The organism is Enterobacter sp. MG-EB028 (assembly GCF_056673305.1).
This window is the reverse complement of sequence record NZ_CP195079.1, coordinates 4211972-4227945: the sequence shown is the minus strand read 5'-3', so window position 1 is coordinate 4227945 and position 15974 is coordinate 4211972. Positions and strand designations below refer to the sequence as shown.

The window sequence follows — 15974 nt, the reverse complement described above, 5'->3', positions numbered from 1 at the left end:
TTATGTACGAAGCTCTTTTAGTTGTTTTCCTTATTGTAGCCATCGCTCTCGTAGCGCTGATTATGCTGCAGCAAGGTAAAGGCGCTGATATGGGAGCCTCCTTCGGAGCAGGCGCTTCCGGTACGCTGTTTGGTTCAAGTGGTTCTGCGAACTTCATGACCCGCACAACGGCGATTCTGGCTACGCTGTTCTTCATCATCAGTCTGGTGCTGGGCAATATCAACAGCAACAAGACCAGTAAAGGAAGTGAGTGGGAAAATCTGAGCGCGCCAGCGAAAACTGAGCAGACTCAGCCAGCTGCACCGGCTAAGCCAACCAGCGATATCCCGCAGTAAGTATTCCGTACCGAGGTGGTGGAATTGGTAGACACGCTACCTTGAGGTGGTAGTGCCCTAACGGGCTTGTGGGTTCGAGTCCCATCCTCGGTACCAATATTCCAGAAAAAAGACGTCGAAAGACGTCTTTTTTTTCGTCTGTTGCGTTTGCCGTTCGTAGGCCCGGTAAGCGCAGCGCCACCGGGCAAAATGGCGTGTGGCGCTGCGCTTACCCGCCCTACAAAAGCCAAACAAAAAGGCGCCCATTGGGCGCCTTTTGCATGTTACATCAGCGATTACTTCTTATCGCTATGTTCAAGGTTCTCAACCTGCGGCAGACCGTTACCGGAATTCGCGGAGAGCAGACCATTCTCAACGTAGTTGAACAGCTTCTCCCGGGTATCGGTGATGTCCAGGTTACGCATGGTCAACTGACCAATACGGTCGTCCGGAGAAAACACAGACTCACCTTTCTCCATGGTCAGACGCTCTGCTTTATAGGTCAGGTTGTCCGACACGGTGTTCAGGATGGAGTAGTCGTTACCGCGACGCAGTTCCAGCGTCACTTCACCGGTGATCGCGCTCGCTACCCAACGCTGCAGCGCATCACGCAGCATCAGCGCCTGTGGATCGAACCAGCGACCCTGATACAGCAGTTTGCCCAGCTGACGACCATGCGAGTGATACTGCTCAATGGTGTCTTCGTTGTGAATGCCGGTCAGCAGACGCTCGTACGCGATGTGCAGCAGCGCCATCCCCGGAGCCTCATAGATGCCGCGGCTTTTCGCTTCGATGATACGGTTTTCAATCTGATCGCTCATGCCCAGACCGTGACGACCGCCGATGCGGTTTGCTTCCAGCATCAGTTCCACATCGTCAGAGAAGGTCTTGCCGTTCAGCGCAACCGGATGGCCGCGTTCGAAACGTACGGTCACTTCTTCTGCCGGGATCTTCACGTTCTCGTCCCAGAACTTCACGCCCATGATCGGGTTAACGATCTTCACGCTGGAATTCAGGAACTCAAGGTCTTTCGCTTCGTGCGTCGCACCCAGCATGTTGGAGTCGGTGGAGTAGGCTTTCTCGACGGACATCTTATAGTCAAAACCGCAAGCAATCATAAACTCGGACATCTCATGACGGCCGCCCAGCTCGTCGATGAAGTCGGTGTCCAGCCACGGCTTGTAGATCTGCAGCTCTGCGTTGGTCAGCAGGCCATAACGATAGAAACGTTCGATATCGTTACCTTTATAGGTGCTGCCGTCACCCCAGATGTTCACGCCATCTTCTTTCATGGCGGCAACCAGCATGGTGCCAGTGACGGCACGGCCCAGCGGGGTGGTGTTAAAATAGGTCAGGCCGCCGGTAGTGTTATGGAACGCACCGCACTGAATAGCCGCGATACCTTCTGCAACCAGTTGCTTACGGCAGTCAATCAGTCGTGCGTTTTCTGCACCATACTCTTTAGCGCGACGAGGAATAGCATCATAGTCGTCCTCATCCGGCTGACCCAGGTTCGCAGTATATGCATACGGAACCGCTCCCTTCTGGCGCATCCACAGCAGTGCAGCGCTGGTATCCAGGCCGCCTGAGAAAGCGATGCCAATACGTTGTCCTACCGGAAGATGCTTGAGAATCGTCGTCATAGAATAAAACCCTGCTTGATTGACTGATTAGAGACCGCTTTCGCTCTCTTGTGCATTTTTATGCAAAATAAGTGAGTATTCATTTAATCATCTTTTATCGAATACCGGAAGAGACTCGTGCGTTTTTTGTAAAAATTTTGGTCTGTTCTGTCTGGCGGAAGTCGCCTTGACAGGTGGGGTCAACTATCAATATACTAAACGCCGATTTTACGTCCCGTCTTCGGTACCAAATCCCAGCATTATTTGCAAATTCTGTCCAAAACGCGTAGAATTTGCCACGTTTCAGGCGCGGGGTGGAGCAGCCTGGTAGCTCGTCGGGCTCATAACCCGAAGGTCGTCGGTTCAAATCCGGCCCCCGCAACCACTTTCCCATAAAGTTCTTTTTCAAATATACTGTGAAGACTTAGAGCCTTCGTAGCTGGATTTGAAAAAATTCTTTCGGAGAGTGCTCCAGGCCACAGTTGTGGCTATAGGGTTCAGTTATCTAAAGCCCCGATTTATCGGGGTTTTTTGTTATCTGACTACAGAATAACTGGGCTTTACGCCCTTTTTTTATGTCTTGGGGGTGGGCTTGTCCACATTAGAGCAAAAATTAACAGAGATGATTACTGCACCGGTCGAAGCACTGGGCTACGAACTGGTCGGCATCGAATTCGTTCGCGGCCGTACATCGACGCTGCGCATCTATATTGATAGTGAAGATGGCATCAATGTTGATGATTGTGCTGATGTCAGCCACCAGGTGAGTGCGGTTCTTGATGTTGAAGACCCAATTACCGTTGCGTACAACCTGGAAGTTTCCTCACCTGGCCTGGATCGCCCGATGTTCACGGCCGAGCACTATGTGCGCTTTACCGGTGAAGAAGTGGCTCTCGTTCTGCGTATGGCCGTACAGAACCGCCGTAAATGGCTGGGAATTATCAAAGCCGTTGATGGTGAAATGATCACGGTGACAGTCGAAGGCAAAGATGAAGTGTTCGCGCTGAGTAATATCCAGAAGGCGAACCTGGTTCCCCACTTTTAACAGTCTGGATTGAGGTGAAAAGCCCGCGATGAACAAAGAAATTTTGGCTGTTGTTGAAGCCGTCTCCAACGAGAAATCACTGCCGCGCGAGAAAATTTTCGAAGCGCTGGAAAGTGCACTGGCTACAGCAACCAAGAAAAAATACGAACAAGAGATCGATGTTCGCGTAGAAATCGATCGTAAAAGCGGTGACTTCGATACATTCCGTCGTTGGGTAATCGTAGAAGAAGTGACCCAGCCGACCAAAGAGATCACCCTGGAAGCCGCACGTTTTGAAGACGAAAGTCTGAACGTGGGTGACTACGTTGAAGATCAGATTGAATCTGTCACCTTCGACCGTATCACCACCCAGACCGCTAAGCAGGTTATCGTGCAGAAAGTGCGCGAAGCCGAGCGCGCGCTGGTTGTCGATCAGTTCCGCGATCAGGAAGGCGAAATCATCACCGGCGTGGTGAAGAAAGTGAACCGCGACAACATCTCTCTGGAAATTAAATCCGAAGGGATGCCAGGTAACGCTGAAGCCGTGATCCTGCGTGAAGATATGCTGCCGCGTGAAAACTTCCGCCCGGGCGACCGTATTCGTGGTGTTCTGTACGCCGTGCGCCCTGAAGCGCGTGGTGCGCAGCTGTTCGTGACCCGTTCTAAACCAGAAATGCTGGTTGAACTGTTCCGCATCGAAGTGCCGGAAATCGGCGAAGAAGTCATTGAGATCAAAGCAGCAGCTCGCGATCCGGGCTCCCGTGCGAAAATTGCGGTGAAAACCAACGACAAGCGTATCGATCCGGTCGGGGCTTGCGTCGGCATGCGCGGTGCGCGCGTTCAGGCGGTTTCTACTGAACTGGGCGGCGAGCGTATTGATATCGTTCTGTGGGACGACAACCCGGCGCAGTTTGTGATCAACGCAATGGCTCCGGCCGATGTGGCGTCTATCGTTGTTGACGAAGACAAACACACCATGGATATCGCTGTTGAAGCGGGCAACCTGGCGCAGGCGATTGGCCGTAACGGTCAGAACGTACGTCTGGCGTCACAGCTGAGCGGCTGGGAACTCAACGTCATGACCGTTGATGACCTGCAGGCTAAGCATCAGGCTGAAGCCCATGCGGCGATCGATACCTTCACCAAATACCTCGACATTGACGAAGACTTCGCCACTGTTCTGGTAGAAGAAGGTTTCTCTACGCTGGAAGAACTGGCCTATGTGCCAATGAAAGAGCTGCTGGAAATTGACGGTCTGGATGAACCAACCGTTGAAGCCCTGCGTGAACGCGCTAAAAACGCACTGACCACCCTGGCACTGGCTCAGGAAGAAAGCCTTGGCGATAAGAAGCCGGCTGATGACCTGCTGAATCTGGAAGGTCTTGATCGTGCGATTGCGTTCAAGCTGGCTGCCCGTGGTGTTTGTACGCTGGAAGATCTCGCTGAGCAAGGCGTTGATGACCTGGCCGATATCGAAGGTTTAACCGACGAGAAAGCCGGCGAACTCATCATGGCCGCACGTAATATTTGCTGGTTCGGCGACGAAGCGTAATAAACTGTAGCAGGAAGGAACAGCATGACTGATGTAACTGTAAAATCGCTGGCTGCTGAGATTCAGACCTCCGTGGACCGCCTGGTACAGCAATTTGCTGATGCAGGGATCCCGAAGTCCGCTGATGACTCGGTGACCGCGCAAGAAAAACAAACCTTGTTAACGCATCTGAACCGCGAACACGGTTCTACGCCTGACAAGTTAACGCTGCAGCGCAAAACGCGCAGCACGTTAAACATCCCTGGTACCGGTGGCAAAAGTAAATCGGTACAAATTGAAGTCCGCAAGACGCGCACCTTTGTAAAACGTGATCCGCAAGAGGCAGAGCGCCTTGCCGCGGAAGAGCAGGCACAGCGTGAAGCGGAAGAACAAGCTCAGCGTGAGGCGGAAGCAGCCGCCAAACGTGAAGCAGAATTAAAAGCTGAACGTGAGGCCGCAGAAAAAGCGAAACGCGACGCCAGTGATAAAGTGAAGCGTGACGCTGCGGAAAAAGACAAAGTGAGCAATCAACAGACAGACGAAATGACCAAAACCGCCCAGGCTGAAAAAGCCCGCCGTGAAAATGAAGCTGCCGAGCTGAAGCGTAAAGCGGAAGAAGAAGCCCGCCGTAAGCTGGAAGAAGAAGCTCGCCGCGTCGCTGAAGAAGCGCGCCGTATGGCAGAAGAAAACGAGAAGAATGGCGTGAATACCGCTGAACTGACTGAAGATACCAGCGACTATCACGTGACCACTTCTCAGCATGCGCGTCAGGCTGAAGATGATAACGACCGTGAAGTAGAAGGCGGTCGTGGCCGTGGTCGTAATGCAAAAGCCGCGCGTCCGGCGAAGAAAGGCAACAAACACGCTGAATCGAAAGCTGATCGCGAAGAAGCACGTGCAGCGGTTCGTGGTGGTAAAGGCGGTAAGCGTAAAGGTTCTTCTCTGCAGCAGGGCTTCCAGAAGCCAGCTCAGGCGGTTAACCGTGACGTTGTGATTGGTGAAACCATCACCGTTGGCGATCTGGCGAATAAGATGGCGGTTAAAGGCTCTCAGGTCATCAAAGCGATGATGAAGCTGGGCGCAATGGCGACCATCAACCAGGTTATCGACCAGGAAACCGCACAGCTGGTTGCCGAAGAGATGGGCCACAAAGTTATCCTGCGTCGTGAAAACGAGCTGGAAGAAGCAGTAATGAGCGACCGTGACACTGGCGCTGCGGCTGAACCGCGTGCACCGGTTGTGACCATCATGGGTCACGTTGACCACGGTAAAACCTCTCTGCTCGACTACATTCGTTCTACGAAGGTTGCCTCCGGCGAAGCGGGTGGTATTACCCAGCACATCGGTGCTTACCACGTAGAAACTGAAAACGGCATGATCACCTTCCTGGATACCCCAGGCCACGCAGCGTTCACCTCAATGCGTGCTCGTGGTGCTCAGGCAACGGATATCGTTGTACTGGTTGTTGCAGCAGACGATGGCGTCATGCCACAGACCATTGAAGCTATCCAGCACGCAAAAGCGGCGCAGGTGCCTTTGGTTGTTGCAGTCAACAAAATCGATAAACCAGAAGCCGATCTGGATCGCGTGAAGAACGAACTGTCTCAGTACGGTGTTATGCCGGAAGAGTGGGGCGGCGAAGCGCAGTTCATCCCAGTATCTGCTAAAGCGGGTACCGGTATTGACGACCTGCTGAACGCTATCCTGCTGCAGGCTGAAGTTCTGGAGCTGAAAGCGATTCGCAATGGTATGGCGAGCGGCGCGGTAATCGAATCCTTCCTGGATAAAGGTCGTGGTCCGGTTGCTACCGTTCTGGTTCGTGAAGGTACCCTGAACAAGGGCGACATCGTTCTGTGTGGCTTCGAATACGGCCGCGTTCGTGCGATGCGTAACGAACTGGGCCAGGAAGTGCTGGAAGCGGGTCCGTCCATTCCAGTGGAAATCCTGGGTCTGTCCGGTGTTCCGGCTGCGGGTGACGAAGTGACCGTAGTGCGTGACGAGAAGAAAGCGCGTGAAGTTGCTCTGTATCGTCAGGGTAAATTCCGTGAAGTTAAGCTGGCTCGTCAGCAGAAATCTAAACTCGAGAACATGTTCGCGAACATGACCGAAGGCGAAGTGCACGAAGTGAACGTTGTACTGAAAGCCGACGTTCAGGGCTCTGTGGAAGCGATTTCCGACTCCTTGCTGAAACTGTCTACTGACGAAGTGAAAGTGAAGATCATCGGTTCTGGCGTAGGTGGTATCACCGAAACCGACGCGACCCTGGCTGCAGCTTCTAACGCCATCCTGGTTGGCTTCAACGTGCGTGCTGATGCATCTGCTCGCCGCGTGATCGAAGCGGAAAGCCTGGATCTGCGCTACTACTCCGTCATCTATAACCTGATTGACGAAGTGAAAGCGGCGATGAGCGGTATGCTGTCTCCTGAGCTGAAACAGCAGATCATCGGTCTGGCTGAAGTGCGTGACGTATTCAAATCACCGAAATTCGGCGCGATCGCGGGCTGTATGGTTACCGAAGGTACCATCAAACGTCACAACCCAATCCGCGTGCTGCGTGACAACGTGGTTATCTACGAAGGCGAGCTGGAATCCCTGCGCCGCTTCAAAGATGACGTTAACGAAGTCCGTAACGGCATGGAATGTGGTATCGGCGTGAAGAACTACAACGACGTTCGCGTTGGCGATATGATCGAAGTGTTCGAAATCATCGAGATCCAACGCAGCATCGACTAATCCCGTCGGGATCAGTCCATATGTAGGCCGGGATCGCCTCGTGCCACCCGGCAATAATTTTAAAAGGGGCTTTTAGCCCCTTTTTTGTCTGGAGAATTTATTATGGCGAAAGAATTTGGTCGCCCACAGCGCGTGGCGCAGGAAATGCAAAAAGAGATCGCACTCATCCTGCAACGCGAAATTAAAGACCCGCGTATCGGTATGATGACGACCGTCTCTGGCGTGGAAATGTCTCGTGACCTGGCCTATGCCAAAGTGTTCGTGACCTTCCTGAACGATCAGGACGAAGCGGCGGTGAAAAACGGCATTAAAGCACTGCAGGAAGCCTCCGGGTTTATCCGCTCTCTGCTCGGCAAAGCGATGCGCCTGCGTATCGTGCCAGAGCTGACCTTCTTCTACGACAACTCGCTGGTTGAAGGTATGCGCATGTCCAACCTGGTGACCAGCGTGGTGAAACATGACGACGAACGTCGTGTTAACCCGACGGACGACAGCAAGGAGGACTGATGAGTCGTCCTCGTCGTCGCGGTCGTGACGTGCATGGCGTGCTGCTGCTGGATAAACCGCAGGGTGCATCCAGCAACGACGTGCTGCAAAAAGTGAAGCGTATTTTTAATGCCAACCGTGCGGGCCACACCGGCGCGCTCGATCCGCTGGCGACCGGTATGCTGCCGGTCTGCCTGGGGGAGGCGACAAAGTTTTCCCAGTACCTGCTCGACTCGGATAAGCGTTATCGCGTTATCGCGAAGCTAGGCCAGCGTACGGATACCTCCGACGCGGATGGTCAGGTGGTGGAAGAGCGCCCGGTGACCTTCAGCGCTGAACAGCTTGATGCGGCGCTGGAGAGCTTCCGCGGGGACACGATGCAGGTGCCGTCGATGTATTCGGCGCTGAAATACCAGGGTAAGAAACTCTACGAATATGCACGCCAGGGCATCGAGGTTCCGCGTGAAGCCCGTCCGATTACCGTGTATGAGCTGCTGTTCATTCGCCACGAAGGCGATGAGCTTGAGCTGGAAGTGCACTGTTCGAAAGGGACCTATATTCGCACCATCATCGACGACCTGGGTGAAAAGCTGGGCTGCGGCGCGCATGTGATCTACCTGCGTCGTCTGGCGGTCAGCAAGTATCCGGTGGAGCGCATGGTGACGCTTGAGCAGCTACGCGCGCTGGTTGAACAGGCGGAAGCGCAGGGGATCGCGCCGGCAGATTTGTTAGATCCTTTGCTGATGCCAATGGACAGTCCGGCTGCGGACTTCCCGGTAGTTAATCTTCCTTTAACATCGTCCGTTTACTTTAAGAACGGCAATCCGGTTCGCACGGCGGATGCACCGCTGGAAGGGCTTGTGCGCGTGACGGAAGGTGAGGAAGGGAAATTCATCGGTATGGGCGAAATGGACGGTGAAGGGCGCGTTGCGCCGCGTCGTCTGGTCGTCGAATATCCGGTCGACGCGTGACGGCGATAACGGCTCACCTTGCGATAAGCAGGGGAGACGAGTAGAATATCGCCGCTTAACGTCCGGTGAATTGTTTAACAATCTGCTGGGCGTACATGGGGTCGCTGAATTAGAGATCGGCACCCTTACATTCTTTATACTTTGGAGTTTGAAAATGTCTCTAAGCGTTGAAGCTAAAGCTAAAATCGTTTCTGAGTTTGGTCGTGGTACTAACGACAGCGGTTCTACCGAAGTTCAGGTTGCACTGCTGACTGCACAGATTAACCACCTGCAGGGTCACTTTGCAGAGCACAAAAAAGATCACCACAGCCGTCGTGGTCTGCTGCGCATGGTTTCTCAGCGTCGTAAACTGCTCGACTACCTGAAGCGTAAAGATGTTGCACGCTACACCGCGCTGATCGAGCGTCTGGGTCTGCGTCGCTAAGTCTTGCGAGTTTCAGAAAAGGGGGCCTGATGGCCCCTTTTTTCAACCAGACGGCAGCAATTCAATGGAAACTATTGTATTGTTGCTATAAATGATCTTCATTGCAGAGGTTCGCGCGGCTAATGAGAGGCTTCACCCATGGGGGTGTCGGTTGTCATTAGTCGCGAGGATGCGAAGAAGGTCGGGTTAAATCGACAGCACGCCGGTGGTGTGCTGTCATACATTTAAGAAAGGACAGAATTTTGCTGAATCCGATCGTTCGTAAATTCCAGTATGGCCAACATACCGTCACGCTGGAAACCGGCATGATGGCACGTCAGGCGACTGCTGCCGTTATGGTAAGCATGGATGACACCGCGGTATTCGTTACCGTTGTTGGCCAGAAAAAAGCTAAACCAGGTCAGGACTTTTTCCCGCTGACCGTTAACTACCAGGAGCGTACCTACGCTGCCGGTAAAATCCCGGGTGGCTTCTTCCGTCGTGAAGGCCGTCCAAGCGAAGGCGAAACCCTGATCGCGCGTCTGATTGACCGCCCGGTTCGTCCGCTGTTCCCGGAAGGCTTCGTTAACGAAGTGCAGGTTATCGCAACCGTTGTTTCCGTTAACCCACAGGTTAACCCGGACATCGTTGCCATGATCGGTGCCTCCGCTGCCCTGTCACTGTCTGGTATTCCATTCAATGGTCCAATCGGTGCCGCGCGCGTCGGTTACATCAACGACCAGTACGTGCTGAACCCAACTCAGGAAGAGCTGAAAGAGAGTAAGCTGGACCTGGTGGTTGCCGGTACCGAAGCGGCTGTGCTGATGGTGGAATCCGAAGCTGAACTGCTGAGCGAAGACCAGATGCTGGGCGCTGTGGTGTTCGGTCACGAGCAGCAGCAGATTGTTATCCAGAACATCAACGACCTGGTGAAAGAAGCCGGTAAACCACGTTGGGACTGGCAGCCAGAAGCGGCAAACGACGCGCTGAACGCACGCGTTGCGGCACTGGCAGAATCTCGTCTGAGTGATGCTTACCGCATCACCGACAAACAGGAGCGTTATGCTCAGGTTGACGCGATCAAAGACGAAACCATCGCCACCCTGATCGCTGAAGACGAAACGCTGGACGCTAACGAGCTGAGCGAAATTCTGCACGCTATCGAGAAAAACGTTGTTCGTAGCCGCGTACTGGCAGGCGAGCCGCGCATCGATGGCCGTGAAAAAGATATGATCCGTGGTTTGGACGTGCGTACTGGCGTACTGCCACGTACTCATGGTTCCGCGCTGTTCACCCGTGGTGAAACGCAGGCGCTGGTAACCGCGACCTTGGGTACCGCACGTGACGCGCAGATCATCGACGAACTGATGGGCGAGCGCACTGACAGCTTCCTGTTCCACTACAACTTCCCTCCGTACTCCGTAGGCGAAACCGGTATGGTTGGCTCGCCGAAGCGTCGTGAAATTGGTCACGGTCGTCTGGCGAAGCGCGGCGTACTGGCAGTAATGCCAGAAGCAGACAAATTCCCGTACACCGTTCGTGTGGTTTCTGAAATCACCGAATCCAACGGTTCTTCTTCCATGGCTTCCGTGTGTGGTGCCTCTCTGGCGCTGATGGATGCAGGCGTGCCAATCAAAGCCGCCGTTGCGGGTATCGCAATGGGCCTGGTGAAAGAAGGCGACAACTTCGTTGTTCTGTCTGACATTCTGGGTGACGAAGACCACCTGGGCGATATGGACTTCAAAGTGGCGGGTTCCCGCGACGGTATCTCTGCGCTGCAGATGGATATCAAAATTGAAGGTATCACCAAAGAGATCATGCAGGTTGCTCTGAACCAGGCTAAAGGTGCGCGTCTGCACATCCTGGGCGTGATGGAACAGGCTATCAACGCGCCACGCGGTGATATCTCTGAATTCGCTCCGCGTATTCACACCATCAAGATCAATCCAGACAAGATCAAAGACGTTATCGGTAAGGGCGGTTCCGTAATCCGTGCGCTGACCGAAGAGACGGGCACCACCATCGAAATCGAAGACGACGGTACTGTGAAGATCGCAGCAACCGACGGCGAGAAAGCGAAATTCGCGATCCGTCGCATCGAAGAAATCACTGCAGAAATCGAAGTGGGCCGCGTCTACGCAGGTAAAGTGACCCGTATCGTTGACTTTGGCGCGTTCGTTGCCATCGGTGGCGGTAAAGAAGGTCTGGTTCACATCTCTCAGATCGCTGACAAGCGCGTTGAGAAAGTGACCGATTACCTGCAGATGGGCCAGGAAGTACCGGTTAAAGTTCTGGAAGTTGACCGCCAGGGCCGTATCCGTCTGAGCATTAAAGAAGCAACCGAGCAGTCTCAGCCTGCTGCGGCGCCGGAAGCTCCGGCTGCTGAACAGCAAGGCGAGTAAGTTGCCATTTGCCCTCCGCTTCGCGGAGGGCCTGTTATCAGGCAGGACGCCTTGTTAAGCCGCCGGGGGACAGGACGTTCATCCAATAGTTGTCTTCGGGAGTGGGAAATGAAGCCTTTTTTGCGCTGGTGTTTCGTTGCGACAGCTTTAACGCTGGCAGGATGCAGCAACTCTGCCTGGCGTAAGAGCGAAGTCCTCGCAGTGCCATTGCAACCGACTTTGCAACAGGAAGTGATTCTGGCACGCATGGAACAAATACTTGCCAGTCGGGCTTTAACCGATGACGAACGCGCACAGCTTTTATATGAGCGCGGAGTGTTGTATGATAGTCTTGGTCTGAGGGCATTAGCGCGAAATGATTTTTCACAAGCGCTGGCTATCCGACCTGATATGCCTGAAGTATTCAATTACTTAGGCATTTATTTAACGCAGGCAGGCAATTTTGATGCTGCCTATGAAGCGTTTGATTCTGTACTTGAGCTTGATCCAACTTACAACTACGCGCACTTGAATCGCGGTATCGCATTATATTACGGCGGTCGTGATAAGTTAGCGCAAGATGATCTGCTGGCGTTTTATCAAGACGATCCTAATGATCCTTTCCGAAGCCTGTGGCTTTACATCGTTGAGCGGAAGCTCGATGAGAAGCAGGCAAAAGAAGCCCTGAAACAGCGCTTCGATAAATCGGATAAGGAACAGTGGGGATGGAACATTGTCGAGTTCTACCTGGGCAACATTAGCGAAGCAACGCTGATGGAACGCCTCAAGGCGGACGCAACGGATAACACCTCGCTCGCTGAGCATCTCAGTGAAACCAACTTCTATTTAGGTAAGTACTACCTAAGTCTGGGGGATATGGACAGCGCTACGGCACTGTTCAAATTAGCGGTTGCTAACAACGTACATAACTTCGTTGAGCACCGTTATGCATTGTTGGAATTATCGCTCTTGGGCCAGGAGCAAGACGACCTGGCAGAATCGGACCAGCAATAGCTGACGACATAAACATCAGCCCGTAATCTTTTGATTGCCATCACCTTCACTGGTGAGGGCGTTGTTGTTCGTCAATACATCTACTTTGAGCCGGTTCACACTTTTCAATGAAAATTGCTAATCATTTTCACGATGAGCTAAGTAGACTGGCCGCCATTGACATTGAGGCACTCGTACTACATGGCTGAATTCGAAACCACTTTTGCAGATCTGGGCCTGAAGGCTCCTATCCTTGAAGCCCTTAACGATCTGGGTTACGAAAAACCATCTCCGATCCAGGCAGAATGTATCCCGCATCTGCTCTCTGGTCGTGACGTGCTGGGCATGGCCCAGACTGGTAGCGGTAAAACCGCAGCGTTCTCGCTGCCGCTGCTGAACAACATCGATCCGGACCTGCGTGCACCGCAGATCCTCGTCCTGGCTCCAACCCGTGAACTGGCTGTTCAGGTTGCTGAAGCAATGACGGAATTCTCTAAACATATGCGCGGCGTAAACGTGGTAGCCCTGTACGGCGGCCAGCGTTATGACGTGCAGTTACGCGCCCTGCGCCAGGGCCCGCAGATTGTCGTCGGTACGCCGGGCCGTCTGCTGGATCACCTGAAGCGCGGTACTCTGGACCTCTCTAAACTGAGCGGCCTGGTACTGGATGAAGCAGATGAAATGCTGCGTATGGGCTTCATCGAAGACGTAGAAACCATCATGGCGCAGATCCCGGAAGGTCACCAGACCGCTCTGTTCTCTGCAACCATGCCAGAAGCGATCCGTCGCATTACCCGCCGCTTCATGAAAGAGCCGCAGGAAGTGCGTATTCAGTCCAGCGTGACCACTCGCCCGGACATCAGCCAGAGCTACTGGTCTGTCTACGGCATGCGTAAAAACGAAGCGCTGGTGCGTTTCCTGGAAGCGGAAGATTTTGATGCGGCGATTATCTTCGTGCGTACCAAAAATGCGACCCTGGAAGTGGCTGAAGCCCTGGAGCGTAGCGGCTATAACAGCGCAGCGCTGAACGGCGACATGAACCAGGCCCTGCGTGAGCAGACGCTGGAGCGTCTGAAAGACGGTCGTCTGGATATCCTGATTGCAACCGACGTGGCAGCACGTGGTCTGGACGTTGAACGTATCAGCCTGGTTGTAAACTACGACATTCCGATGGATTCCGAGTCTTACGTTCACCGTATCGGTCGTACCGGTCGTGCGGGTCGTGCTGGCCGTGCGCTGCTGTTCGTTGAGAACCGCGAGCGTCGTCTGCTGCGCAACATTGAACGCACCATGAAGCTGACCATTCCAGAAGCAGACCTGCCAAACGCAGACCTGCTGGGCAAACGCCGTCTGGAAAAATTCGCCGCAAAAGTCCAGCAGCAGCTGGAAAGCAGCGATCTGGATCAGTACCGTGCGCTGCTGTCGCAGATTCAGCCTACCGCTGAAGGCGAAGAGCTGGACATGGAAACCCTGGCAGCAGCACTGCTGAAAATGGCTCAGGGCGAACGTAGCCTGATCGTGCCACCAGATGCACCGATGCGTCCTAAGCGCGAGTTCCGTGACCGTGACGATCGTTTCGAACGTCGTGGCGACCGCAACGATCGCGGTCCACGCGGCGATCGTCCAGAGCGTGGCGGTGAAGACCGTCCACGTCGTGAACGTCGTGACGCGGGTGATATGGAACTGTACCGCATTGAAGTGGGCCGTGATGATGGCGTTGAAGTTCGTCACATCGTTGGCGCGATTGCTAACGAAGGCGACATCAGCAGCCGTTACATTGGTAACATCAAGCTGTTCGCATCCCACTCTACCATCGAGCTGCCAAAAGGCATGCCGGGCGAAGTACTGCAGCACTTTACTCGCACCCGCATCCTGAACAAGCCGATGAACATGCAGCTGTTGGGCGATGCACAGCCACGTCCTGACCGCGGCGGTGAACGTCGTGGCGGTGGTCGCGGTTTCGGCGGCGAGCGTCGTGAAGGCGGCCGCAGCGAAGGTCGCGGTGGCGAAGGTCGTCGTTTCTCCGGCGAACGCCGCGAAAACCGTGGCCCGCGCCGTGAAGAAGGCACCAGCCGTCGTCGTTTCGGTGACGCGTAAGTCTTACGCACCTACGTAAAGTAAAATATACAGCCCCGATACACGCTATCGGGGCTTTTTTTATTCCCTTTGTACTCTTGTACTGGTACAGTGCGTCACACTAAAATGCAGAACCGCATGATTAACTGGAGACAAGGCTGTATGGCGACACTAACCACCACCCAAACGTCACCTTCGCTGCTTGGCGGCGTGGTGATCATCGGCGGAACCATTATCGGTGCCGGGATGTTCTCCCTGCCCGTGGTCATGTCCGGTGCGTGGTTCTTCTGGTCGCTGGCGGCGCTGGTCTTTACCTGGTTCTGCATGCTTCATTCCGGGCTGATGATCCTTGAAGCAAACCTGAATTACCGCATTGGCTCCAGCTTCGACACCATCACCAAAGATCTGCTGGGCAAAGGCTGGAACCTGGTGAACGGCCTTTCCATCGCGTTTGTGCTCTACATTCTGACCTACGCGTATATTTCGGCGAGCGGCTCGATTCTGCATCATACCTTTGCTGAAATGTCGCTGAACGTTCCGGCGCGTCTGGCCGGGCTGTGCTTTGCCCTGGGCGTGGCGTTTATCGTCTGGATGAGTACCAAAGCGGTGAGCCGCATGACGGCCATCGTGCTGGGCGCTAAGGTCATCACCTTCTTCCTGACCTTCGGCAGCCTGCTGGGGCACGTCACGCCCGCCACGCTGTTTAACGTCGCGGAAGTGAACACCTCCTACACGCCGTACCTGCTGATGACGCTGCCGTTCTGTCTGGCATCGTTTGGCTACCACGGTAACGTGCCGAGCCTGATGAAGTACTACGGCAAGGATCCGCGCATCATCGTGAAATGCCTCGTCTACGGCACGCTGCTGGCGCTGGGGCTGTATGTGATTTGGCTGCTGGGGACGATGGGTAACATCCCGCGTCCGGAATTTATCGGCATTGCGCAGAAGGGCGGTAACATCGACGTGCTGGTGCAGGCCCTGAGCGGCGTGCTGAACAGCCGCAGCCTGGATCTGTTGCTGGTGGTCTTCTCCAACTTTGCGGTGGCGAGTTCTTTCCTGGGCGTTACGCTGGGCCTGTTTGACTACCTGGCGGATCTGTTCAGCTTTGATGATTCCGCGCTTGGGCGCTTCAAGACCGCGCTGCTGACCTTCCTGCCGCCGATTGTGGGCGGTTTGCTGTGGCCGAACGGCTTCCTGTACGCCATCGGCTATGCAGGACTGGCGGCAACCATCTGGGCTGCGATTGTGCCGGCGCTGCTGGCGCGTAAATCACGTCAACGCTTCGGCAGTCCAAAATTCCGCGTCTGGGGTGGAAAGCCGATGATTGCCCTGATCCTGGTGTTTGGGGTAGGTAACGCGGTGGTCCACGTGCTGTCGAGCTTTAATCTGTTGCCGGTGTATCAGTAAATCGTGCGGCCTGATCCCCTCACCCCGACCCTC

Annotated in this window: 13 protein-coding genes and 2 tRNA genes; 14 read left to right on the top strand and 1 reads right to left on the bottom strand. The window is 54.3% G+C overall.

Features of this window, described 5'->3' with window-relative positions:
• Positions 1 to 2: 2 nt before the first annotated feature.
• Together secG and ACR42C_RS20035 are read left to right on the top strand one after the other, a co-directional pair.
• On the top strand, positions 3 to 335 hold the full coding sequence (secG, locus tag ACR42C_RS20040) for a preprotein translocase subunit SecG (RefSeq protein ID WP_021242256.1): 333 nt from the start codon (positions 3 to 5) through the stop codon (positions 333 to 335).
• A gap of 9 nt (positions 336 to 344) precedes the next feature.
• Positions 345 to 431 (top strand) — tRNA-Leu (locus ACR42C_RS20035).
• A 179-nt stretch (positions 432 to 610) separates the two neighbouring features.
• Here ACR42C_RS20035 and argG read toward each other — a convergent pair.
• A complete protein-coding gene (gene argG / locus ACR42C_RS20030) occupies positions 611 to 1957 on the bottom strand; it encodes an argininosuccinate synthase (protein WP_023294661.1) in 1347 nt (448 codons plus the stop codon).
• Between the two features lie 287 nt (positions 1958 to 2244).
• Here argG and ACR42C_RS20025 point away from each other — a divergent pair.
• The 12 genes from ACR42C_RS20025 to mtr all read left to right on the top strand — a co-directional run bounded on the left by ACR42C_RS20025 (position 2245) and on the right by mtr (position 15941).
• Positions 2245 to 2321, top strand: a tRNA-Met gene (locus ACR42C_RS20025).
• A 207-nt stretch (positions 2322 to 2528) separates the two neighbouring features.
• Entirely contained in the window at positions 2529 to 2981 is a 453-nt protein-coding gene (gene rimP / locus ACR42C_RS20020; protein ID WP_479984494.1) for a ribosome maturation factor RimP, read from the top strand.
• Positions 2982 to 3009: 28 nt separating this feature from the next.
• Entirely contained in the window at positions 3010 to 4512 is a 1503-nt protein-coding gene (nusA, locus tag ACR42C_RS20015; RefSeq protein WP_014885374.1) for a transcription termination factor NusA, read from the top strand.
• Positions 4513 to 4536: 24 nt separating this feature from the next.
• Positions 4537 to 7224, top strand: coding sequence for a translation initiation factor IF-2 (gene infB, locus ACR42C_RS20010; protein ID WP_116342265.1), 2688 nt, complete (start codon positions 4537 to 4539; stop codon positions 7222 to 7224).
• A 102-nt stretch (positions 7225 to 7326) separates the two neighbouring features.
• Complete coding sequence (gene rbfA, locus ACR42C_RS20005; protein WP_041907887.1) at positions 7327 to 7731, top strand: 30S ribosome-binding factor RbfA; 405 nt, start codon at positions 7327 to 7329, stop codon at positions 7729 to 7731.
• Entirely contained in the window at positions 7731 to 8681 is a 951-nt protein-coding gene (gene truB / locus ACR42C_RS20000) for a tRNA pseudouridine(55) synthase TruB (RefSeq protein WP_116342263.1), read from the top strand. Before rbfA ends, truB begins: the two co-directional genes overlap by 1 nt.
• 154 nt (positions 8682 to 8835) lie before the next feature.
• A complete protein-coding gene (gene rpsO, locus ACR42C_RS19995) occupies positions 8836 to 9105 on the top strand; it encodes a 30S ribosomal protein S15 (RefSeq protein ID WP_003861789.1) in 270 nt (89 codons plus the stop codon).
• 242 nt (positions 9106 to 9347) lie between these two features.
• The gene (gene pnp / locus ACR42C_RS19990; RefSeq protein ID WP_116342261.1) at positions 9348 to 11486 is read left to right on the top strand and encodes a polyribonucleotide nucleotidyltransferase; all 2139 of its coding nucleotides are present in this window, start codon (positions 9348 to 9350) and stop codon (positions 11484 to 11486) included.
• 108 nt (positions 11487 to 11594) lie between these two features.
• Positions 11595 to 12479, top strand: coding sequence for a lipoprotein NlpI (gene nlpI / locus ACR42C_RS19985; protein WP_061096959.1), 885 nt, complete (start codon positions 11595 to 11597; stop codon positions 12477 to 12479).
• Positions 12480 to 12586: 107 nt separating this feature from the next.
• Positions 12587 to 12667 (top strand): protein YrbN, encoded by an 81-nt coding sequence (gene yrbN / locus ACR42C_RS19980; RefSeq protein WP_100122156.1) that lies wholly within the window; start codon positions 12587 to 12589, stop codon positions 12665 to 12667.
• The gene (locus ACR42C_RS19975) at positions 12660 to 14555 is read left to right on the top strand and encodes a DEAD/DEAH family ATP-dependent RNA helicase (RefSeq protein WP_116342259.1); all 1896 of its coding nucleotides are present in this window, start codon (positions 12660 to 12662) and stop codon (positions 14553 to 14555) included. Before yrbN ends, ACR42C_RS19975 begins: the two co-directional genes overlap by 8 nt.
• Positions 14556 to 14696: 141 nt before the next feature.
• Positions 14697 to 15941: a tryptophan permease gene (gene mtr, locus ACR42C_RS19970; protein WP_320720943.1), complete on the top strand. Its 1245-nt coding sequence runs from the start codon at positions 14697 to 14699 to the stop codon at positions 15939 to 15941.
• The last annotated feature ends 33 nt before the right edge of the window (positions 15942 to 15974 follow it).

Excerpts from the sequence above, each read along its gene's own strand:
- secG (WP_021242256.1), top strand. The coding sequence starts at position 3 with ATGTACGAAGCTCTTTTAGTTGTTTTCCTTATTGTAGCCATCGCTCTC.
- argG (WP_023294661.1), bottom strand. The coding sequence starts at position 1,957 with ATGACGACGATTCTCAAGCATCTTCCGGTAGGACAACGTATTGGCATC.
- nusA (WP_014885374.1), top strand. The coding sequence starts at position 3,010 with ATGAACAAAGAAATTTTGGCTGTTGTTGAAGCCGTCTCCAACGAGAAA.
- infB (WP_116342265.1), top strand. The coding sequence starts at position 4,537 with ATGACTGATGTAACTGTAAAATCGCTGGCTGCTGAGATTCAGACCTCC.
- rbfA (WP_041907887.1), top strand. The coding sequence starts at position 7,327 with ATGGCGAAAGAATTTGGTCGCCCACAGCGCGTGGCGCAGGAAATGCAA.
- truB (WP_116342263.1), top strand. The coding sequence starts at position 7,731 with ATGAGTCGTCCTCGTCGTCGCGGTCGTGACGTGCATGGCGTGCTGCTG.
- rpsO (WP_003861789.1), top strand. The coding sequence starts at position 8,836 with ATGTCTCTAAGCGTTGAAGCTAAAGCTAAAATCGTTTCTGAGTTTGGT.
- nlpI (WP_061096959.1), top strand. The coding sequence starts at position 11,595 with ATGAAGCCTTTTTTGCGCTGGTGTTTCGTTGCGACAGCTTTAACGCTG.
- yrbN (WP_100122156.1), top strand. The coding sequence starts at position 12,587 with ATGAAAATTGCTAATCATTTTCACGATGAGCTAAGTAGACTGGCCGCC.
- ACR42C_RS19975 (WP_116342259.1), top strand. The coding sequence starts at position 12,660 with ATGGCTGAATTCGAAACCACTTTTGCAGATCTGGGCCTGAAGGCTCCT.
- mtr (WP_320720943.1), top strand. The coding sequence starts at position 14,697 with ATGGCGACACTAACCACCACCCAAACGTCACCTTCGCTGCTTGGCGGC.